The 21781-nt window shown below is 72.4% G+C and carries 17 protein-coding genes; 12 read left to right on the top strand and 5 right to left on the bottom strand.

Annotated elements, in window-relative coordinates; genetic code table 11:
- Positions 1-309 precede the first annotated feature (309 nt).
- The 3 genes from ACFWBF_RS08550 to ACFWBF_RS08540 all read left to right on the top strand — a co-directional run bounded on the left by ACFWBF_RS08550 (position 310) and on the right by ACFWBF_RS08540 (position 5333).
- Positions 310-819 (top strand): hypothetical protein, encoded by a 510-nt coding sequence (locus ACFWBF_RS08550; RefSeq protein WP_385597224.1) that lies wholly within the window; start codon positions 310-312, stop codon positions 817-819.
- A 51-nt stretch (positions 820-870) separates the two neighbouring features.
- Positions 871-2508: a trypsin-like serine protease gene (locus ACFWBF_RS08545; protein WP_385597221.1), complete on the top strand. Its 1638-nt coding sequence runs from the start codon at positions 871-873 to the stop codon at positions 2506-2508.
- A gap of 374 nt (positions 2509-2882) precedes the next feature.
- Positions 2883-5333, top strand: coding sequence for a trypsin-like serine protease (locus tag ACFWBF_RS08540; RefSeq protein WP_385597218.1), 2451 nt, complete (start codon positions 2883-2885; stop codon positions 5331-5333).
- Between the two features lie 100 nt (positions 5334-5433).
- On the opposite strand, the gene ACFWBF_RS08535 is transcribed toward ACFWBF_RS08540, so the two are convergent.
- The 3 genes from ACFWBF_RS08535 to ACFWBF_RS08525 form a co-directional block, all read right to left on the bottom strand.
- Entirely contained in the window at positions 5434-6672 is a 1239-nt protein-coding gene (locus ACFWBF_RS08535; RefSeq protein WP_385597216.1) for a DUF6545 domain-containing protein, read from the bottom strand.
- A gap of 2 nt (positions 6673-6674) precedes the next feature.
- Positions 6675-7208 (bottom strand): toxin-antitoxin system, toxin component, encoded by a 534-nt coding sequence (locus ACFWBF_RS08530; protein WP_385597213.1) that lies wholly within the window; start codon positions 7206-7208, stop codon positions 6675-6677.
- 108 nt (positions 7209-7316) lie between these two features.
- A complete protein-coding gene (locus tag ACFWBF_RS08525; protein WP_385597210.1) occupies positions 7317-8054 on the bottom strand; it encodes a hypothetical protein in 738 nt (245 codons plus the stop codon).
- 289 nt (positions 8055-8343) lie between these two features.
- On the opposite strand from ACFWBF_RS08525, the gene ACFWBF_RS08520 reads away from it, so the two are divergent.
- Positions 8344-10554 (top strand): serine hydrolase, encoded by a 2211-nt coding sequence (locus ACFWBF_RS08520; protein ID WP_385597207.1) that lies wholly within the window; start codon positions 8344-8346, stop codon positions 10552-10554.
- Between the two features lie 28 nt (positions 10555-10582).
- Here ACFWBF_RS08520 and ACFWBF_RS08515 read toward each other — a convergent pair whose 3' ends face one another.
- Positions 10583-11959, bottom strand: coding sequence for an MFS transporter (locus ACFWBF_RS08515; RefSeq protein ID WP_385597410.1), 1377 nt, complete (start codon positions 11957-11959; stop codon positions 10583-10585).
- Between the two features lie 228 nt (positions 11960-12187).
- Here ACFWBF_RS08515 and ACFWBF_RS08510 point away from each other — a divergent pair, with 228 nt between their 5' ends.
- The 7 genes from ACFWBF_RS08510 (at position 12188) to ACFWBF_RS08480 (ending at position 19172) form a co-directional block, all read left to right on the top strand.
- Complete coding sequence (locus ACFWBF_RS08510; protein ID WP_385597205.1) at positions 12188-13042, top strand: helix-turn-helix domain-containing protein; 855 nt, start codon at positions 12188-12190, stop codon at positions 13040-13042.
- 208 nt (positions 13043-13250) lie between these two features.
- Positions 13251-14282: a methyltransferase gene (locus ACFWBF_RS08505; RefSeq protein WP_385597202.1), complete on the top strand. Its 1032-nt coding sequence runs from the start codon at positions 13251-13253 to the stop codon at positions 14280-14282.
- Between the two features lie 126 nt (positions 14283-14408).
- Positions 14409-15851, top strand: coding sequence for an MFS transporter (locus ACFWBF_RS08500; RefSeq protein WP_385597199.1), 1443 nt, complete (start codon positions 14409-14411; stop codon positions 15849-15851).
- Positions 15848-16441 (top strand): TetR/AcrR family transcriptional regulator, encoded by a 594-nt coding sequence (locus ACFWBF_RS08495; RefSeq protein ID WP_385597196.1) that lies wholly within the window; start codon positions 15848-15850, stop codon positions 16439-16441. The genes ACFWBF_RS08500 and ACFWBF_RS08495 overlap by 4 nt, the downstream gene beginning before the upstream one ends.
- A 103-nt stretch (positions 16442-16544) precedes the next feature.
- Positions 16545-17048 (top strand): carboxymuconolactone decarboxylase family protein, encoded by a 504-nt coding sequence (locus ACFWBF_RS08490; protein WP_385597193.1) that lies wholly within the window; start codon positions 16545-16547, stop codon positions 17046-17048.
- Positions 17049-17223: 175 nt separating this feature from the next.
- Positions 17224-17994 (top strand): cytochrome P450, encoded by a 771-nt coding sequence (locus ACFWBF_RS08485; protein WP_385597190.1) that lies wholly within the window; start codon positions 17224-17226, stop codon positions 17992-17994.
- A gap of 230 nt (positions 17995-18224) precedes the next feature.
- Positions 18225-19172: a nucleoside hydrolase gene (locus ACFWBF_RS08480; protein WP_385597187.1), complete on the top strand. Its 948-nt coding sequence runs from the start codon at positions 18225-18227 to the stop codon at positions 19170-19172.
- Between the two features lie 52 nt (positions 19173-19224).
- Here ACFWBF_RS08480 and ACFWBF_RS08475 read toward each other — a convergent pair whose 3' ends face one another.
- Positions 19225-20046 (bottom strand): helix-turn-helix transcriptional regulator, encoded by an 822-nt coding sequence (locus ACFWBF_RS08475; RefSeq protein ID WP_385597407.1) that lies wholly within the window; start codon positions 20044-20046, stop codon positions 19225-19227.
- Positions 20047-20187: 141 nt separating this feature from the next.
- Between ACFWBF_RS08475 and ACFWBF_RS08470 the strand changes: the two genes are divergently transcribed.
- The gene (locus ACFWBF_RS08470) at positions 20188-21600 is read left to right on the top strand and encodes an MFS transporter (protein WP_385597184.1); all 1413 of its coding nucleotides are present in this window, start codon (positions 20188-20190) and stop codon (positions 21598-21600) included.
- Positions 21601-21781 lie beyond the last annotated feature (181 nt).

The raw sequence follows: 21781 nt of genomic DNA, 5'->3' as shown, positions 1-21781 counted from the left end.
GCGTGCGCAGGTGCGCAAGTGTCACGAACGAGTCCGAGAAGCATCAACCACAGTTGAACAGTGTTCACTCGCGGTTGAATGATCCGAGTTCAGCCGCTACCGTCTCCCCCGAAAGATCAAACCCACGGGACCGCCGTCAGTGCTGCGCCCGTGGTGTGAGACGGCGCAGCCCGGGGGCTGGCCTCCCAGGCCGCGTGCCTCTCTCACCGGCTCGAATCCCCACCGGATCGAGCCTCTTGAACGACCACACGAATCTGTTCTGAGGGCCGCGCACCGCGCACGGCCCTTCCTGCACCATGGGGGATGAAAATGGCGACCACTCGCGCTCGCAAGGCACTGTTCACCGGTCTCGTCGGCACGGCCACGGCGCTCGCCGCGGCGGCCTCGCTCGGTGTCGCGTACGCCGGCCCGCAGTCCGGCGCCGCCGCCGCGGCCGGCACCGAAATGCCCACCGCCGTCGAGGACTTCGCGTACCCGAACGCCGCGAAGATCCAGGCCGAGCAGCAGATCGTCCTCAAGCGCGGTGACGGCCACATCACCCTCACCACCTGCGACGGCACCCCCGACATCACCGTCAAGTCCCGCACCGGCCAGAAGCTGTACTGCTTCGACGTCAACGCCCCCAAGGGCTACGTCACCCTCGAGCTCCCCGACGCCTTCGGCATCTGGACCGAGGCGTTCCCCGTCAAGGCCACCATCACCGCCAACGGCACCGACAAGACCGTCATCGACGCCCCGGCCAACGACTACAAGCCCTTCGGCGAGGCCGGCGACACCGGCGAGCGCTCCATCCTCCTCGAACTCCGCGTCACCGGCTGACCACCGGTTCCCCACACCAACGCCGACCCACGTTCGTAAGGAAGCTCACCCATGTCTGCACTCCGTCCCCGCGCCAAGCGCTTCACCGGCCTGATCGTCGGCGCGACCACCGTGACGGCCGGCCTGTTCTCGGCCGGTGCCGCCCAGGCCGTCTCCGGCCCCGAGGCCACGGCGGGGCAGTACGCCGCCACCGTGAAGCTGACCCTCGGCGACGAGGCCAACAGCCGCGGCTGCACCGGCACGCTGATCGACTCGTACTGGCTCGCCACCGCCGCCTCCTGCTTCGCCGCCACGCCCGGTGCGCAGGTACCGGCCGGCAAGCCCGCGCTGAAGACCACCGCCACGCTGAGCAACGGTACGGCCGTGGAGGTCACCGAACTCGCCCCGCGTACCGACCGCGACCTGGTCCTGGCCCGCCTCGCGGCGCCGGCCACCGGCATCGCCGGCGTCAAGCGCGCCGGCGCCGCTCCGGCGGCCGGCGTTGACCTGACGGCGGCCGGGTTCGGCCGTACGAAGACCGAGTGGGTCCCGGGCAAGCTCCACACCGGCACCTTCACCACGAACGCCACCGACGCCACCACCCTCGCCATCACCGGCAAGGGCACCGACGTCCTGTGCAAGGGCGACACCGGTGGCCCGCTGCTCAACGCCAAGGGCGAGCTCGTCGGCATCAACAGCAAGTCCTGGCAGGGCGGCTGCCTCGCGGCCGATCCCGCCGAGACCCGCACCGGGGCGGTCTCCGTACGCACCGACGACCTCGGCCAGTGGATCGACCAGGTCCGTACCCTGGCCGCCGGCTGGAAGACGGAAACCCTCGTCCAGGCCGGCAACACCCTCTACCAGGGCATCCGTCTGGCCGGTGGCGACTGGACGGGCTTCACCGACGTCCAGACCAAGGCCGGTGACATCGGCGGCATCCGTACCGCCGCGTCCGCCGGCATCAACGGCGACACCCACGTAGTGGCCCTGGCCAACGACGGCACCCTGCGCCACACCATCCGCAAGGCGGACGGCACTTGGACGAACTTCGGTGACATCGGCGCCGTCGCCGGCGTCCTCGGCAGCGTCACCCAGGTCTCCGCGGTCTCCATCGGCACCGACCTGCACGTGGTCGTCGTCGCCAACGGCAAGGTGTTCCACACCATGCGCACCGGCGCCGGCCACTGGACCTCCTTCGGCGACCTCTCCACCGTCGCCGGCCCGATCGGCACCGTCACCGCCGCGGCCACCGCCAGCGCCGGCGGCCAGCTCCAGGTCACCACCGTCACCGGCGGCAAGGCCTTCCACACCATCCGCAACACCGCGGGCCAGTGGAGCGTCTGGGGCAACGTCGCGCAGGCCGCCGGTGCCACCGGCCCCATCACCTCCGTGACCACGGCCGGCGTCGGCAACGACGCCCACATCGTCGTCGCCACCGACAACGGCACCCGCCAGTACCACGCGATCCGCAACGGCAGCGGCACCTGGGAGGCGTTCGCCGAGCTGAAGGACGTCCTCGGCACCGTCACCGCCAAGTCCGTCGCGGCGGCGACCGTCGACGGCGAGCTCCAGCTGGCGGTCACCACGGCCGACGGCCGGGTGCTCCACACCGTCCGCCACGTCAACCGCACCTGGAACACCACGGGCGCGGTCACCCTTCAGGGCGTCACCGCGGCACCCGGTGCGATCACCATCACCGGCACGCTCTGACACTCCGCTCCTGACGCCGCGGGGTCGACTCGCAGCCACTCTTCCCGAAGGAAGACCCATGTCTGCGACGGCATTGTCGACCTGGGCGCCCGCGACGGCTCCGGCCGGCTGAAGCTGTGGCGCGGAGCCGAGGACGCCGACTTCTCGGCTCCCACCGCGCTCAGCGACGGCAGGAGCGACCTCACCGCCCGCGACGAGTCCGGTCTCCTGCGGCTCTGGATCGGCGAGGGCAACGGCGTCTTCAGCCGCGCCGTCCCACCCGGCAACCAGGTGTCGCACACCACTACCTGCCCCGGGCTCCCGGCCCCGCAGTGCCGAAGGGCGCTGCGGGGCCGGTCCGCAGCCCCGCCTCCACTCCGCACTTAAGGAAGACCATGTCTGTTCTCGGTCCGCGCTCCGCGCGGGTGACCGGCCTCCTCGTCACCGCCACCGCGGTGGCCGGCGGTCTCATCTCGGCCGGCCCCGCCCAAGCCCTCACGGGCCCCGAGGCGCCGGGCGGCAAGTACGCCTACGCCGCGAAGCTGACCATCGGCGACGAGGCCAACAGCCGCGCCTGCACCGCGACGCTGGTCAACGCGCGCTGGGTGCTCACCGCCGCCGCCTGCCTCGCCGCCAAGCCCGGTGACGCGATCACCGCCGGGCAGCCCGCCCTGAAGACCACCGCGACCTTCGCCGGCGGCCAGACCCGCGAGATCGTCGAGGTCTCCGCGAGCGCCACCGACCGTGACCTGGTCCTGGCCCGCCTCAACACCGCCGTCACCGACATCGCCCCGGTCAAGCGCGCCGCCTCCGCCCCCGCCGCCGGCACCGACCTGACCGCGGTCGGCTTCGGCCGTACGAAGACCGAGTGGGTCCCGGGCAAGCTCCACACCGGCGCCTTCACCACCAACACCACCGATGCCACGACGCTCGCCGTCACGGGCAAGGGCACCGACGTCCTCTGCAAGGGCGACACCGGCGGCCCGCTCCTGAACGCCGCCGGCGAGCTGGTCGGCGTCAACAGCCGCTCCTGGCAGGGTGGCTGCCTCGGCACCGACGCGGCCGAGACCCGTACCGGAGCCGTGTCCGCCCGTACCGACAACTTCGGCCAGTGGATCGACCAGACCACCGCCCCGCGCAACGGCTCGCAGGTCTCCGTGCTCGCCGGCGCGGGCGGGACGATGTGGAGCCAGTCCGGCGACCTCGGCTACGGGGAGTACGGTCAGGCCTGGGCCAAGGCTGACGGCCAGGACATCTCCCGGGTGACGAGCGTGCGTTCCGGCGAGTACCTGCGCGCGTACGGCATCGCCGGCGGCAAGGTCTACGGCCAGGACCTCAACACCCGTACGGGCCAGTGGTCCGGCTGGAGCGAGATCCCCGGCGGCGCCGCGGGCGCCAAGGACATCAGCGCCGCGATCGTCAACAACGTCGTCCACCTCCAGATCGTCGGCTCGAGCGGCTCGCTGCACACCCAGGTCGGCGACTACAACGCGGGCCGCTGGAACACCAACTGGGCCAACGTCGCCGCATCCGGCCTGACCAGCGTCACCAGCCTCACGTCCGGTACGACCGTCCGCCTCTACGCCGTTGCGGACGGCCGGGTCTACGGCCGCGACCTCGACACCCGCAACGGTTCGTGGACCGGCTGGGGCGAGATGCCCGGCGGCGCCGTCGGCGTCAAGGACATCGCCGCCAGCCTCGTCGGGAACAACGTCGAGCTTCAGATCATCGGCGTGGACGGCGCGGTCTGGATGCAGTACGGCAACTACGACTCCGGCCAGTGGAACACCGCCTGGACGCGGGCGGGCGGCAGCGACCTCACCCGCCTGAGCAGCAGCCCCGTCGGAAAGAGCGTCCACGTCTACGCCGTCGGCGCCTCCGGCAAGGTCCAGAGCGCCACCCTCGAGAGCGGCCCCGGCACGTGGACGGCGTGGAAGGAGCTCCCGGGCGGCCTCACCAACAGCTCCGACGTCAGCGCCACCGCCGTCGCGGCGCCTTCCAAGGTCACTCTGGCCGCGGGCAGCCAGGGCACGCTCTACAGCCAGAAGGGCGACCTCGCCACCGGTTCCTTCGGCGCCCAGTGGGCCCAGGTCGGCGGCGTCGAAGTCACCCGTCTGACCAGCGTCGACGCCGGGAACTACGTCCGGTACTACGGCATCGCGGGCGGCAAGGTCTACGGCCGCGACCTCGACACCCGCACCGGCACCTGGTCCGGCTGGGGCGAGATCCCCGGCGGCGCGGCAGGCGCGAAGGACATCACCGCCGCGATCGTCAACAACGTCGTGTACCTCCAGATCGCGGGGTCGGGCGGCTCGCTGCACACCCAGGTCGGCGACTACAACGCGGGCCGCTGGAACACCACCTGGGCCAACGTCGCCGCCTCCGGCCTGACCAGCATCACCAGCGTCACGGCCGGTGCGACCGTCCGCCTCTACGCCGTCGCCGACGGCCGCGTCTACGGCCGCGACCTCAACACCCAGAACGGCGCCTGGACCGGCTGGGGCGAGCTCCCCGGCGCCGCCGTCGGCGTCAAGGACATCGCCGCCAGCCTCGTCGGGAACAACGTCGAACTCCAGATCATCGGCATCAACAGCGGCCTCTGGACCCAGTACGGCAACTACGACACCGGCCGCTGGAACACGGCGTGGACCGACGCCGGCGGCACCGACCTCAGCCGTCTGACCAGCACCGCGTCCGGGAAGAACGTCCACGTCTACACGGTCGGCGTCTCGGGCAAGGTGCAGGGCGCCGTCCTCGACAGCGGCATCCAGACCTGGACCGCGTGGCGTGAGGTCCCCGGCAGCCTCGCCGGCGCGGTCGACGTCACCGCCACCGCCGGCAAGTAACACCGACCGGGCCGCCCCGCCCGCCCCTGGACGACGCGTCCCGGTGGGCGGGGCGGCCCGGCAGGAGACCGCGACCGCGCTCTGGAGGGCTCCTTCTCGCTCAACGGCCCCGGGCAAGGGAGCGCCCCGGCAGCCCGGCCCGGTCGGGTGCGGCGGGCAGGGCCCGGGAGATCGCGACCAGCAGGCCGCGGTGCTGCGCCTCGGCCGAGCGCAGGGCGAGCGCGGCGAGAACGCTCTGGTCCTCATCGGCCGGGGACTCGCGCGCGCGGTCGTGCGCCGCCGCCTTGAACATGGCGGCCAGCCCCAGGGCCACGGCCTCGCGCTCCTCGAAGCCGTCCTCCTTCGCCCGGCGATGGGCCAGCCGGCGTACCTCGTCCGTGCAGTAGGCGCACAGGTCCAGCATCCAGTCGTGGATGTGGGTCATCCGGTACACCAGCAGCTGTTCCGGGCCGGAGTACCAGGGCGTGGTGAGGAGCACCCTGTTGCGGGAGGCGGTGCTCTGGTGCCGGACGAGGCGCCACAGGGGCCTCAGGGCGACGACGGTCAGGAACGGCTGCCAGACCCGCTCGATCAGCCGGGGGCCGAAGACCGGTACGAGAAATCCGAAGCCGACCATCACCCCGCTGGTCGAGATGAAGGGTGCCACGCTGTCGTTGAGGGCGTCCCAGTCCCGGCCGGCCCAGCGGGCGGCGATGGCGGTGAGTTTGAAGACTCCGAAGATGATGTTGGCCAGGGAGGCGAGGACGAGGACGAGCAGCCCGACCCGCAGCGACCCGTCGACCGGGGTCCTTCCCTCCCTCCCCTTGTTCCTGCTGATGTCCACCGTCCAGTCCCAGCACACCACCGTCGTGGCCAGGGCGGCCACGACATAGGCGAGCAGGTAGAGGACGAGCATCTCGCGGATGAAGGGGGTGGTGGCGTAGTAGGTGTCGAAGTCCCGCGGCCGCTCGACCGGCGCCTCCCCCAGGCAGAAGAGGCCGACGATGGCCGCGATCACGAGGCGGCAGCCCCGGATCCAGCCGCGTACGCGCTGTCGTGTGCCGGTGTCCGCCCTCGAATCCCCTCGCCAGTGCTCCGTGAGCACCAGGCAGGCACAGGAGTACGCGGTGAGGATGCAGTGGACGAGGAGGGCCGAGAGGTTGCTGATCCCGCTGAGCCGGTTGACCAGGCTGACGGTGGGTGGGGCGGAGAAGACGAAACCCGCGCACGGAAGGAAGAGCACGAAGTTCACCGTGCGGATCATCGGGCTGCGCCACCCTCTGAGGAGGGCGGGCAGTTTCGCCAACAGGGCCACGGCCAACACGGCTGCGGGTACGTAGTAGTTGACGCCTTCCTGCACCGTCAGCCTTCCAGCGATGCCCAGATGCGGCCCGCCACGCCGTCTCGGGGCGTACTGCTGTGTGTCCCTTCCAGATAGGGACGGAACTTGGCCGCCAGCAGGCGGCCGAATTTCTCCGCGCGCCGTTCCTCGTCGAGGTCGGCGTCCGTACGCGCGGCGACGTACGCCACCGCGTCGCCGATGCTCCACCGGTCTCCGAGCATGCGTGCCGCGGCGGCTGCCCCGGCTCCGCTGCCGTGATGACCGCAGCGTCCTTCCTTGCGGTGCCACAGCTCGTGTCCCAGGATCACGATCTGGTGCAGCGGCGAGGTGTTCACCTCCACCGCGATCAGGTCGTAGTCGCCCATGTCGAGCCAGAGTCCGCTGACCGTGTCGGTCGGGAACGACTCCATCATCAGGCGGACTTCACGTCCACTGCTCTCGGTCAGATACGCACAGATCGCCTCGAACAGGTCCCGCGGTGAATCCGGGATGGGCTGCACCACCCCCGTGAACAGCTCGTCTCGATGCCGCTTCATATCGCGGGAGATGCCCACCGCGTCCCACCCGTCTTTCCCCACCGGACGCACCAGTTTCCCCCTGATGCGTCGTGTTCCTTGCTCACCCGCCGACGGGCCGCGGCTCCCCCGAACCGCGGCCCCCTGTCAATCCCGTGCCACGGGCCCTTCCGCGGCGGCCCGGGCCTCACGCGCCCGCTCCTCGCGCGAGCGCCGGGCAACCGATTCGATCAGGGCGATGATGGGCTGCGCGGTGTCGTCGGGTACGTCGGCCAGCGCGCGGGCGGCGTAACCGACGACTCCGAGCTCGGAGGAGAGGTACGCCGCCGGGTCGGTGCTCTTCAGGCGCTGGAGGTCTTGGTCCTGCTGCTCGACGGTCCGTTCGAGCAGGTCTTTGTGGATCCGTTGCAGGACCCGGTCCAGGGCCTCGGCGGGCGGAGCCATCAGGAACTCGATCTTCTCGCCGAAGAAGCCCGCGATGCCGGCCGCGTGATCGAGGTTCGGGGCCTTGCCCGTCTTGATCATCTTGTCGAGCCACTGCGCGCTGGTGCCCGCGCCGGCCGCGATCTCCGCCAGCGAGTACAACCGACGGCTGCCGTCCGGGGAGGTGCGCAGGCGCGTGGCGCGCAGGAAGAGGATCCGGTCGACCACCTGGCGGTGGCGCTCCTCCACCGGATCCGGTGCGGGCGCACCGGCCGCGACGCGCGGCACCCGCTCTCCGCGGAGCAGCGCCTCCACGTCCGCGACGGGCAGACCCGACGCGAACGACAGACCGCCCTCGCCTGCGACCCGCAACACGTCCCCGCGGTCGAGCCCCGCGCGGTCGAGCAGCGGGACGATGCGGTTGACGGTCTCGACCGGGTCCGCGAAGGGCTTCTCACTCACGCATACTCCCGCTGGACTCTGGCTGGTTGCGAACGCTCCTGCGCACGCGAGGGTAACCACTCCCTCAAGGGTAAGCAACCAAGGATTATGTCCGATCAGCTTTGGTTGAAGGGACTTGGGCGCGAAGGCCGGAAGTATGACCGAATGGTCACAGGTCGCGACGGGCGGAACGGTGCGGGTGGGCGCGGCATCTATCCCGTCGGCGGGCTGCGCTTCGGCGTACCCGCCGGACGAAATCGTGGAGAGCCGGCGGGCGGCCGCCGGATGTGAACAGCAAGGCGGCGCAGGGATGAAAGCGGTACCGGTGACGGGTGGCCCCTCCGAGACTTCGGAGCCCGAGGCAACGGCTGAACGCAAGTCAGAGGCGGGGGCGGGGGCGGCCGCGGCCGCCGATCCCGGGGCGAAGCCCGCGGCCGAGCCCGAGGCCGGGGCCGGGGCCGAGGCCGGGGCCGAGCGCGGGACCAACGCCGAGGGCGAGGCCGGGACGGAGACGAGCGCCGAGACCGAGGCTGAGACCGGGACCGGGACAAACGCCGGGGCCGGGGCTGAGGCCGGGGCCGACACCCGGGCCGACGGGGACGCCGGGACCGAGACCGAGGCTGGGACCGAAGCCAGGGCCGAGGGCGAAGGCGAGGCCGGGAGCGCGACCAGGACCGAGGGCGAGTCCGAGATCCGGACGAACGCCAGCACCGGTACCAAGGCCGGGACCGGGGCCATCGCCGAGACCGGGGACGGAACCGAGAAGGCGGAAGCCGGGACCGGAGCCGAGGCTGAGGCTGATGCTGGGACCGTGCCGGAGGCTGAGGCTGGGGCGGAGCCGGAGGCCGAGGCTGGGACCGAGCCGGAGCCGGAGCCGGAGACCGAGGCTGGGACCGAGCCGGAGGCCGGGGCCGAGCCGGAGCCGGAGGCCGAGGCCGGGGCCGAGCCCGAGGCAGAAGCCGGGGCCAAGCCGGAGGCAGAGACCGGGGCCAAGCCGGAGGCAGAGACCGGGGCCAAGCCGGAGGCAGAAGCCGGGGCCGGGGCCGGGGCCGGGGGTGGTCCTGGGGTTGAGGTCCGGGCTGGTGGCGGGGCGGCGGCGGATGTTGGGCGGGCGAGGCGGTTCGTGGCGCTGAAGCCGCTCGACAGCCCCGTACCCACCGCCCCGGCGGAGCCGCAGCGGCGCGAGCCCGTCGTGGTGGAGCCGACCCGGGAGGCACCGCTGCCCCCGCTGGACCTGCTGGCCGAGCTCACCAACACCGCTCCCCCGCCGGAGACGCCGCGGCGGACGCTGACCCGCCGGGTCAAAGTGTGGACCCCGGTCCTGCTCCTGCTCGCCGCCGCCTTCACCGGCGTCCAGCTGGCGCGCCCCCTGCCCGCGCCGGAAATCGTGTCCGCCGAGTCGGTCCACACCCTCGACGGCGCGCTCAAACTGCCGTGGCCCGCCCACGGCCAGGGCGCCATCCGCATCCCCGGCTCCGGCGACATCGGCACGTTCGGCGAGCAGAAGCCGGTGCCGACGGCCAGTGTGGCCAAGGTGATGACGGCGTACGTGATCCTCAAGGATCACCCGCTGGGCAAGGCCGAAGCGGGCCCGCAGATCGCGATCGACGCCAAGGCCGTGGCCGACGGCACCTCCGAGAACGAGTCCCGGGTGAAGGGGCTGGTCGAGGGGACGAAGTACAGCCAGCAGGACATGCTCAAGATGCTGATGATCCCCTCGGGCAACAACATCGCCCGGCTGCTGGCCCGGTGGGACGCCGGCAGCGGTTCCGAGGCGGCCTTCGTCGCGAAGATGAACGCCGCGGCCGCGGCACTCGGCATGCAGGACACCACGTACACGGACCCCAGCGGCCTGGACGCGGGCACCGTCAGCACCGCGGTGGACCAGCTGAAACTCGCCGAGGTCGTCATGAAGTTCGACGCGTTCCGCGCGGTCGTCTCGCTGCAGAGCGCCACCATCCCCGGTCTGCCCGAGCAGCTCGTCAACAACAACAGCCTGCTCGCGGAGCGCGGCCTGAGCGTCATGGGCATCAAGACCGGTTCGAGCACGCCCGCCGGCGGAGCGCTGATGTGGGCCTCGTACAAGAGCGTCGGCGAGGAAACTCCGCTGATCCTCGGCGCCCTGATGGAACAGCGGGCCGAGGGCTCCGACCCCAATGCCCTGCGCAGCCTCGCCCTCGTGCTGGCGAACAGCAAGAAGGTCATCGAGTCGGTCCGCCAGGGGCTCACCTCGGCCCCGGTCATCCGCCAGGGGCAGGTCGTGGGGTACGTGGACGACAAGTTCGGCGGCCGCGCGCCGCTGGTGGCCGCCAAGGACCTGAACGTGGCAGGCGTACCCGGCCAGCAGTTGCGGGTTTCCCTCAAGGCCGGCGCGGCGACGGTGCCGCACTCCGCGAAGGCCGGCGCCGAGATCGGCGTACTGACGGTCGGTGACGGGGAGGGGGCCAAGAGCGTGCCGGTGCTGGCGCGGGACGGCCTGCCCGAGCCCTCGTTCGGCGCCCGGCTCACCCGGCTGCGCTGAGGCGGGCGGGACCCGGACCGCGGCCCCCTCAGCGCATGACGCGCGGCAGACGCAGGCTGAGGAGGGCCGTCAGGGCGATCAGTCCGAGCTGGACCAGCAGGGTCACGGCGAGGGCGTCCCGCATGCCCACCGCCGGGATCAGGGCGAGGAAGAGGCTGCCCAGGGTCGCGACGCCCAGGGCGAGGGCCGACTGCTGGGTGGTGATCATGACTCCGCCGCCCACCCCGGCCCGGTCGGCCGGTACGTCCGAGAGCATCAGCCGCATCAGCACCGGCAGTTGGAGCCCCTGGCCGAGGCCGGCGACGGCGACGCCGGGGGCGAGTGCGGCGAGTCCGAGGCCGGGCCAGTCGCGCCAGACGGTGAACAGGAGCAGGGCCACGCCCACGGCCTGGAGCACGCTGCCCGCGGTGACGACCCGGCTGCCGTACCGGCCGACCAGGCGCGGGCCTGCGAGAGAGGCCGCGAAGAAGGCGGCGGCCATCGGCACCAGGGCGAGTCCGGCCGTCACCGGCCCCATGCGCAGACCCTGTTGCAGGGCCACCGCGATCACGAACATGAATCCGCTGAAGCCGATCGAGAACGGCATCACCATCACCAGTCCGCGCCGCAGTGATTCCAGGCGCAGCAGGCTCGGCGGCACCAGCGGGGTACGGCCGAGCCGGTCGGCGCGGCGCTCGGTGCGGTAGAAGGCCACGGCGGCGAGCGGGAAGACGGCGAGCGACACCCACGTCCACAGCGGCCAGCCGGTGGCCCGGCCCTCGGTCAGCGGCAGCAGCAGGGATACGAGCGACAGCGCGAGCAGCAGCGTGCCGGGTACGTCGACGGAGGCCGGGCGCTCCGAGCGGGTCTCGGGGACGGAGCGGAGGGCGAGCACCAGCCCGAGGACCGCGACGGGGACGTTCACCAGGAACACCGAGCGCCAGCCGAGGCCGGCGACGTCGGCGGCGACCAGGACACCGCCCAGGATCTGCCCGAACACCATGGACAGCCCCGCGGTGGCGCCGTAGAGGCTCATCGCCCGCGCCCGGCGGGGGCCCTGGGTGGTGGCCTGGATGGTGGCGAGCACCTGCGGCAGCATCAGCGCGGCGGCGGCTCCCTGGGCCACCCGTGCGCCGACCAGGGTCCAGGCGGTGGGGGCCAGGCCGCAGGCGAGGGAGGTCAGGCCGAAGGCGGCCATGCCGATCAGGAAGAGCCTGCGTCGGCCGGCCATGTCGCCGAGGCGGCCGCCGAGCACCAGCAGGACCGCGTAGGCGACGCCGTAGCCGCCGACGACCAGCTCCAGCATGGCGGGCCCTGCGGCGAGGTCGCTGTCGATGGCGGGCAGCGCGACGTTCACGATGAAGAAGTCGATCAGCGGGAGGGCGGCGCCCAGCAGCACGGTGAACAGCCCGAGGGAACCCAGCACCGCTCCGTGGCGGATGACGGGGACCTGGTGGGTGCCGGAGCCGGTGCCGGGGCCGGTGCCGGCGCCGTCAGTGCCGGTGCGGGCCGACGGGGACGAGTAGGTCGTGGCGATGGTTGTTTTGCTCACGAAGCGAAACGATCCTCCCGCTCTCAGCCTGGTACCAGAGTCTCTTTATCCTGGTACCAGGAGTACCTGGCATCCGGCTGAGCGGTGCGGCACCCTGAACCCATGACCACTGTGGCCCCCGAGAGCGACGTACGCCGGCACGAGCTGGCGGAATTCCTGCGCAGCCGCCGTGAGCGGATCACTCCCGAGCAGGTCGGGCTCGTACGGGGCCGCCGTCGGCGTACGCCCGGGCTGCGCCGCGAGGAGGTCGCGCAGCTCTCCGCCGTCGGCGTCACCTGGTACACCTGGCTGGAGCAGGCCCGTGAGATCCAGGTATCCCCGCAGGTGCTGGACGCCTTGGCGCGCGCCCTGCTGCTGGACGCCAGCGAGCGTACGCACCTGTTCTCGCTGGCCGCCGCCCTGGATCCGGCTCCACACACGCAGTGCCCGAGCGTGACCCCGGCGCTGCGGGCGATGCTCGACCAGCTGGACCCGCTGCCGGCCTGCGTCCAGAACAGCCGCTACGACATCCTCGCGTACAACACGACGTACGGGCGGCTGCTGTGCGATCTGGACAAGGTGCGGCCCGAGGACCGCAACTGCATGTGGCTGGCGTTCACCGACCCGGACTGGCAGGCGGCCGTGGTCGACATGCCGGATGCGCGGCGGTTGATGGCGGCCAAGTTCCGGGCCGCGATGGCCGAGCACCTGGCCGAGCCCGCCTGGAAGACGCTGCTGGCCCGGCTGGAGTCGGCGTCGGCGGAGTTCCGTGAGGTGTGGGCCCGGCACGAGGTGGTCGATCAGGGCGGGAAGGTGAAGTACATCCGCAACGCCCATGTGGGCCTGCTGCACGTGGAGCACACCAACCTGTGGCTGGGGCCGGCGGCGGGTCCGCGGCTGATGACGTACGTGCCGCTGGACGAGGAGACGCGCGAGCGTCTGGAGCGCCTGCGGGACCTGTCACTCGCGGCGGTCTGACGCTTCCGTGGTCTGAAGCTTCCGTGGTCTGAAGCTTCCGCTGCCTGACGCCTCGACTGCCTGACGCCTCAGGCAGCCCGGATCCGCTCCGGCTGCCCTGAACTCGTCTTGACTGCGGGCGGCCGGGCCGAAAGCCCCTCGGCGGGCCCGGGGCACGGGTGACGATGACGGCGCACCCTGTACTCCCTGATCCGACAGGAGCGCGCCTGTGACCAGCCCCGCCGAGCCCGCCGAGCCCGCCGACCCCTTCCTCCCGTCCCCGCTGCACGACCTGATGTTCGGCCACATCCAGTCCGCCGCCCTGCGGGCCGTGGTCGTCCACCGGATCCCCGACCACCTCTCCGAAGGCCCGCGCACCGCCGAGGACCTCGCCTCCCGTACGGGCACCGACGCGGGCGCCCTGCGGCGCGTCCTGCGGCTGCTGGCGAGCCGCGGCCTCTTCCTCGAGGACGACCGGGGCGCCTTCCGGCTGGAGGAGAACGGGCATCCGCTGCGGACCGACGTGCCGGGGTCCCAGCACGCCGGCGTGCTGATGATCACGGACCCGATGTTCGCGCGGTCCGCGCCCCGGCTCCAGGACACCCTGTACACCGGGCAGCCGTCCTTCGACCTCGTCTACGGCATGCCGTTCTTCGAGCACCTGCAGAAGTCGCCCGAGGACCGGGCCACCTTCGACAGCGGCATGGCGGCGTTCTCCGGCGCCGAGGACGAACTGGTCGCGCAGAGCTACGCGTTCCCGGCGGGCGCCCGGGTGATCGACGTGGGCGGCGGCCGCGGCGGGCTGCTCGGGGCCGTGCTGAGCCAGGAGCCGTCCCTGGCCGGCGTGCTCTTCGACCAGTCGGCCACCGTGGCCGAGCACGTCCTGGACCGGCCCGGGCTCACCGGGCGGTGGCGGACCGAGGGCGGCGACTTCTTCACCGCCGTGCCGTCCGGCGGTGACTTCTACCTGCTCAAGCACATCCTGCACGACTGGAACGACGAGGACTGCCTGCGCATCCTCGGCTCGATCCGCCGGGCAGCGGAGACCGGCGCCCGGCTGCTGGTCGTGGACTCCGTACTGCCCGGGAACAGCGCGCCGCATCCCGCGCTGGAGCTGGACATCGTCATGCTGATGGCCCTGAAGGGCCGCGAGCGCACCGCCGCCGAGTTCGAGTCGCTGCTGGACCGGGCGGGCTTCCGGCTCCAGCGGGTCCTGCCGACTCCGGGCCTTCCCGCGATCATCGAGGCGCTCGCGGTGTAGATCGACGTCGTCGGCGCAGATCGCTCCGGTCCGCGCGACCAGGAGTCGACCGGGCAGGGGTGCACAAGCGTTTACCCTGGGGGTGAACGCTTGTGCACCCCTGCCCGGATCGGCGTCTGGAGCCTCATGAACCCAGCGATACCCGCGCGGCCGACCTTCGTCGTGCCCGTCCTCGCCTTCTGCGGCGTCGTGGTCGCCGTCATGCAGACCCTGGTCGTCCCCCTGCTGCCCCACGTCCCGGAGCTCACGGGCAGCACCCCGGCGGCCGCGGGCTGGCTGGTCACCGTCACCCTGCTGACCGGCGCGGTCTTCACCCCCGTCCTCGGCCGGGTCGGCGACCTGTACGGCAAGCGCCGGGTGCTCCTCGCCTCGCTCTGGGTGCTGACCGCCGGCTCGGTCCTGTGCGCCGTCAGCTCCGACATCGGCGTACTCATCACGGGCCGCGCCCTGCAGGGGGCCGCGCTCGCCGTCATCCCCCTCGGGGTCAGCATCATCCGCGACGAGCTCCCGGCCGAGCGCGTACTGCCCTCGATCGCGCTGATGAGCTCCTCGCTCGGCATCGGCGCCGCCGTGGGGCTGCCCGTGGCCGCGCTGGTCGTCGAGCACTTCGACTGGCACACGATGTTCTGGGCCTCCGCGGGGCTCGGCCTGCTGGACGTGCTGCTCGTGCTCCGGATCGTCCCGGCTTCGTCGCAGAGGGCTCCGGGACGGTTCGACACGGTGGGCGCGCTGGGGCTCGCCGCCACTCTCGTCGGCCTGTTGCTGGTGGTCACCCAGGGCCCGGAATGGGGCTGGGCCGCGCCGCGCACCCTCGGCCTGCTCGCCGGATCCGTCCTGGTCGGCCTGGCCTGGGGCCGCTACGAGCTCCGCCACTCCTCCCCCATGGTCGACCTGCGGGTGTCCGCCCGGCCGGCGGTGCTGCTCGCCAACGTCGCCGCCCTCCTCATCGGCTTCGCCTTCTACGCCAACTCCCTGGTCACCGCGCAGCTCGTCCAGGAACCGGTCACGACCGGCTACGGACTCGGCGCGTCCATCGTGGAGAGCGGACTGTGCATGCTGCCGGGCGGCCTCGCGATGGTCGCCCTGTCCCCGGTGTCGGCGCGGCTCTCCGCCCGGTACGGGCCCCGGACGGCGCTCGCGGTCGCCGCCGCCGTCATGGCCGCGGGGTACGTCGTACGGTTCTTCACCAGCCACAGCCTCTGGCCGATCGTAGCCGGGGCCACGGTGGTCGCCTCGGGCACGGCCATCGCGTACTCGGCGCTGCCCGCGCTCGTCATGCAGGCCGCGCCGGTGAGCGAGACCGGCGCGGCCAACGGCCTGAACACCCTCATGCGCTCGGTCGGCCAGGCCTGTTGCAGCACCGTGGTCACGGTGGTGCTGGCCCACGTCACCTTCCGGGCGGGCGGCCGGGAGGCACCCACGCTGCACGCGTACCTGCTGATCTTCCTGATCGCCGGCGGTACGGCGCTCGCCGCGCTGGGCGCCGCGCTCCTGTTGCCCGCGCGGCGGCCTGTACGGTCGCAGGACCGCCGCCGCAGCCCGCGGCCCGCCGCACAGGAGAGCGCATGACCCCTGCCGAGGACCCCGCCACGGGTACGGGAACCGGCCGCGACGCCATCGTCCGCGCAGCGCGCCGGGCGTTCACGCTGCGCCCGTACGCGGAGGTGACCATGCGCGGCATCGCGGCGGACGCGGGTGTCAGCCCGTCGCTGATCGTGAAGCGGTTCGGCAGCAAGGAAGAGCTGTTCGACACGGTGACCGACTTCCGGGCTGCGGCCGACGCCCTGCTCGGGGCGGAGCCCGCAGACCTGGGCCGCCACCTGGTGCTGACCACGCTTCGGCTGCGCGAGGACCTGCGGGGCGATCCCCTGCTGCGCGTGGTGTTCTCCCTCGGCATCGAGGACGAGCGGACCCGCCTGCGCGACCGCTTCCGCGAGCAGGTGACGGCCCGCATCGCCGGCCTGCTCCCCGGCCCGGACGCGGAGCTGCGCGCGGAGCTGATCGCCGGCCTGCTGCTGGGACTCGGCGCCACACTGAGCCTGCACCGCCCCGACGGCGCGACACCCCGTACGTCCCCGGAACGCCTGGCGGACCTGTACGCGCCCGCGCTCCAACGCCTCGTGGACGCCCCGGGGCGGGTTGCGCCCCCGTCGGCCTGATTCGAGCCAAATCCGCCCCGTGTGCCCGGCCGCGGTCACATCTGTCCGCCGCGCTCCGTCATGGCTCCGGCAACAACCTGAAGATCCTGAAAGGAAGCCGGCCATGGAAACACGTTCGACCACCCCGGAGGGGACGCTGCGCTCGCGCGTCTCCAACCCTGTTGACTTCGTCCCCGAGATCGAGGACGTGGCTGGGCTGCTGTACAAGGCCACCGCCAACCAGTCGGTGCCCCGGACCACGATCGGCCTGGTCCACCTCCGGGCCGGGCAGATCGTCGGCAACACCTATCTGACCGTCATGCACTCGGATCTCCTGCGCAAGGGCGGGGAGACCGAGGAGCGGCTCGCGGCGGTGGCGTCCTGGCGGGACGCGCCGTACTTCACCGAGGCCGAGCGCGCCGCGCTGGCGCTGGTGGAGGCCGTGCTGCAGCCGACCGTTGACGGCGAGAGGGTGTCCGACGAGCTGTTCGCCGAGGTGTCCGCGCACTACGACGCCAAGGCGCTCATCACGCTGACGGTCGCGATCGGGCAGGTCAACTTCTTCATACCGCTCGCCGTCATCGGCAAGCCGCTCCCCGGCAAGTCGCCGGTCGAGCAGTGGACGTAACAGCGGCCGGATAGCGGGACGGGGCGGGGTGGGCGGCACGCGTTGCCCCACCCCGGACCCGGCCCACGGCGGAAGACCGGCCCGCGGGCGGCCGGACAGGTCGCCGTACTACCCGACGAACTCCTCGTCCCCGTAGCGGACTTCGGCGCGGTTCCAGTCGACTCCGAGCGCCGCGGTGAGCTTGCGTACCTGGTCGAACGAGATCGTGGCACCGAGCTCGCCCGAGGCGGCCGGCGCCGCCGTGGCCGAGATGACCGGCTACTTCGCCGCGCTCATCCGGCGCAAGGGCGCCGCCGCGGTCGGCGGGGCCGCCGGAGCTCCCGCGGGTGATCCCGGCGGTGATCCCGGCGCGGACCTGATGGGCGCGCTCGTCTCGGCATCCGCGCGCGAGGACGGGCTGTCCCCCGAGGAACTGCTCGGCATGGCCTTCCTCCTGCTCGTCGCCGGCCACGAGACCACCGTGAACCTGATCTCCGGCGGCCTGCTGAACCTGCTGCGCCACCCCGACCAGCTCGCCGCCCTGCGCGCCGACACGGGCCTGCTCGACGGCGCCGTCGAGGAGATGCTGCGCTACGAAGGACCCGTCACCGCGGCCGCGTTCCGCTTCGCCGCCGAGCCGGTGGAGATCGGCGGCACCCTCATACCCGCCGGCGACAGCGTGATGCTCTCCCTGGCCGCGGCCTCCCGGGACCCCCGGCACTTTCCCGACCCGGACCGCTTCGACATCCGGCGGGCGCCCCGGGGCCACCTGGCCTTCGGCCACGGCGTCCACCACTGTCTGGGGGCTCCGCTCGCCCGCGCCGAGGGCTCGATCGCGCTCGCGACCCTGTTGCGGCGCTTCCCCGACCTCGGCCTGGCCGCCGCGCCCGACTCCCTCGTCTGGCGCTCCGGCACGATGCTCCGGGGGGTGGCGGCGCTGCCGGTGCGCTGGAGCGGGAAGGGGTGAGTCCCGCCCCGGGGAACGGAGGGCCCGGAGCGGGGGGGTGCACCCAGCATGTCAACGACCGCGCGCAGAATCGGTTCCGCACCTCGGTGGGCGAGTTCCGGCGGAGCGGGCCGCCGATGGTACGTGTATTCGCCACCGAGCTTTGGATTTGGCGCGGAACCGACGGCTTCCACACCCACGCCGACGGCAGACTGGGCAGATCAGCGGCCCCCGACTGCGAGGATTGCCCCGTGCCCGTCCCGATCATCATCGACTGCGACCCCGGGCATGACGACGCCCTCGCCATCATGCTGGCGGCGGCCGACCCCGCGGTGGACCTGCTCGCCATCACCACGGTCGCCGGCAACCAGACCCTGGAGAAGACGACGCTCAACGCCCGCCGTGTGTGCACGGTGGCGGGGATCACCGACGTACCCATCGCGGCCGGCTGCGACCGGCCGCTGCTCCAGCCGCTGGCGGTCGCGGACGACGTACACGGCGAATCGGGGCTGGACGGACCGGAGTTCCCCGAGCCCACGGTCGACGTCGTCCCCGAGCACGCGGTGGACCTGATCCACCGGATCCTCATGGAGCACCCGCAACCGGTCACCCTGGTGCCGACGGCCCCGCTGACCAACATCGCCCTGCTCCTGACCCGCTACCCCGACAGCGCGGCCCACATCCGCGAGATCGTGCTGATGGGCGGCTCCACCGAGCGGGGCAACCGCACCCCGGCGGCCGAGTTCAACATCCACGCGGACCCGGAAGCCGCGGACATCGTCTTCCGCAGCGGCGTGCCCCTCACCATGTGCGGGCTCAACGTCACCCACCAGGCGCTGGCCACACCGCAGGTACTGGCCCGCTTCGAAGGACTCGGCACCGAACTCGGGCACATCTGCGCCGAGCTGCTGGCGTACTTCGCCTCCGCCTACAGCCGACTGTGGGGCATGCCCCACCCCCCGCTGCACGACCCCGTCGCGGTGGCCCGGGTCATCGATCCGGCGATCGTGACGTGCGTCGACGCGAACGTCACGGTGGAACTGCACGGCGAACACACCCGAGGCGCCACGGTGGTGGACCTCCACCAGTACCTGGGCCGCCCGGTGAACGCCCGGGTCGCGGTGACGCTCGACACCGAACGCTTCTGGGACCGCATGATCGCCGCCGTCACGGTTCTGGGCAGCCGGCGCACCCCGTAGCCCGACGCCCTGGCCCGACCCCGTAGCACGGCGCCGCGGGGCGCGGCCGGGATCAGCCCGCGACGGGGTACATCAGGCCGCGCCGGCCCTCCGGTGAGGTCAGCCACTCCAGTTTCTCGGCCGTGTCGGTGCCCGGAAGCGGGGTGTGCAGCACGATCGACAGGTCGGGGCGGGCCGGGACCCGCAGTTGGGTCGACTCCACGCGCAGCCCGCCGACGACGGGGTGTTCGATGTGCTTGCGGAGCTGGCCCCCGGGCCGGACGTCGCCCCGCTCCCACAGGGCGACGAACTCCGGGCTGACCTCGCGCGCCTCCTCCAGGACCGCCTGGAACCCCTCGTCCTCGGGGTGTTCGGAGCAGGCCGCCCGGAACTGGGCCACGACGTCGCAGGCGATCTCCTCCCACTGCGTGGAACGGGCCCGGTACAGGGGGTCGGTGAAGAAGGCGATCAGGCAGTTCTGCACGATCTCCGGACGCATCCCGAACACCAGCGCGGCCGCGTCGTTGTACAGCACCGTGTTCCAGTACGAGTCCATGATGTGCGCGGGGAACGGCATCCATGCGTCGATCAGCCGCTTCAGTCCGTCGCACATGTCCCGGTCGCCCGGCGCGACCTCCAGGGCGGGCGGGTTGAGTCCGGAGAGCACGTACAGGTGCCGGCGCTCGGCGCTGCTCATCCTGAGCACCCGGCTGACCGCGTCCAGGACGTGCGAGGACACGGTGATGTCGCGGCCCTGCTCCAGCCACTGGTACCAGGAGACCCCGACCCCGGCCAGCACGGCGACCTCCTCGCGGCGCAGGCCCGGGGTACGCCGGCGGCCTCCGCCGTCCGGCAGCCCGGCCTCGGCCGGACTGACCCTGGCGCGCCTGCTCATGAGGAACTCGCGCAGTTCCGTCCGCCGGTGCCTGTCGATCGGTGTCGCCACGAAAATCCCCCTGTCGGCTGCCTGGTGGTGCCGGCAACAGGATAAGTTCCCACTCTTCACGGACGTTCCCGGGCCACGAAGGTAGTGGTCATGGCGATCGACACACACACGACAACCAACGTGCCGCACACGGCGGCTCTCGAGAACGACCGGCTCTCCGGCCGGGCCAAGCTGGTCCTCTTCGTCCTCTGCGCCGCCCAGTTCATGGTGGCCCTCGACTTCTCCGTACTGAACGTGGCCCTGCCGGCGCTCGGCAAGGACCTGGGCCTGAGCCGGTCCGCCCTCCAGTGGGCGGTCACCGCCTTCGCACTGCCGTCCGGCGGCTTCCTGCTCCTCTTCGGCCGGATCGCCGACCTCTACGGCCGCAAGAAGCTGTTCCTGACCGGCCTCGCGGTCTTCGGCGCGGCCTCCCTGCTCGCCACCCTCGCCTGGGACCCGGCGTCCTTCCTGACCGGGCGCGCACTGCAGGGCCTGGGCGCGGCGGTCATCGTGCCGACCGGCATGTCCCTGCTGACCACGACCTTCCCCGAGGGCCCGCTGCGCGACAGGGCGCTCGGCATCTCCGGCACCCTGCTGTCCCTCGGCTTCACCATCGGCATGGTGCTCGGCGGTGTCATGACCGACACCCTCGGCTGGCGGTCCACGATGGGGCTGCTCGCGGTCGCCGCGGCGATCGTGCTGTTCCTCGCCCCCGGCCTGCTGCCCGAGTCGCGCACCCCGCAGCGGCCGCGCCTGGACGTGCCGGGCGCCGTCACCGTCACGGGTGGTCTGCTCGCGCTGATCTACGCCCTGTCGACGGCGGCCCAGCGCGGCTTCGGCGGTGTGGACGTGTGGGGCACGCTCGTCGCCGGACTCGCGCTGCTCGCCGCGTTCGTGGTGGTGGAGTCCCGGTCCTCGGCCCCGCTCGTGTCCCTGCCGATGCTGAGGCGGCGCACGGTCGCCTGGGGCAACGTGGGCGGTCTGGTGACCTTCTCGATGATGTCGACGGTCGTGTTCGTGCTGACCCTCTACCTCCAGGAGACGCTGGGGCTGTCGTCCTTCCGGACCGGTCTGGTCTTCGGCGTCCAGGGCGTCGCCTCCGTCTTCGCCGGTACGTACGCCCCGAAGGTCATCGGCCGCTTCGGCGCCCGCCGCACGCTCGTCGCCTCGCTGCTCGGCCAGGGCCTGTTCACCGCCGCCCTGCTCGCCGTGGGCAGCGGCTCCGGCGCCCTGGTCGCGACCGTCGCCGTGTCGGTGGCCAGCATGTTCCACCTGGGCGCGATCATCTCGTACGGGGTGACCGTGACCAGCGGCGTGCCCGACTCGGAGCAGGGCCTGGCCACCGGCCTGGTCACCACCACCCAGCAGGTCGGCCTCACGATCGGCATCCCGCTGCTCGGCGTCCTGGCCACCACCCGGGCCTCGCTCTTCGACGGGGTGCGGACGGTGCTGGCGATCGACGTCGCGATCGTGGTCGCCGCGGCGCTCCTGGTGGCGATCGGCCTCGGCCGCCGGAAGGCCTGAGCACAGCGCGATCGCAGCCGACTCCGGAGCGGGCCGGGCCTCGGGCCCGGTCCGCTCCGGCGCGGTCCGCTCCGGCGCGGGGGGTCACCCCGCCCGCCCGGGGGGAGCCGACCGCGGGCGGGACCGGGGGCGTTGGGGGCGTTGGCCCCGGGCCGGGCGGTTGGGGTTGCCCCAAAGGTAA

Source organism: Streptomyces sp. NPDC060028 (assembly GCF_042736725.1).
Classification (GTDB): Bacteria; Actinomycetota; Actinomycetes; order Streptomycetales; family Streptomycetaceae; genus Streptomyces.
The sequence above is the reverse complement of the archived record's forward strand: the minus strand, read 5'-3'. Positions and strand labels throughout refer to the sequence as shown.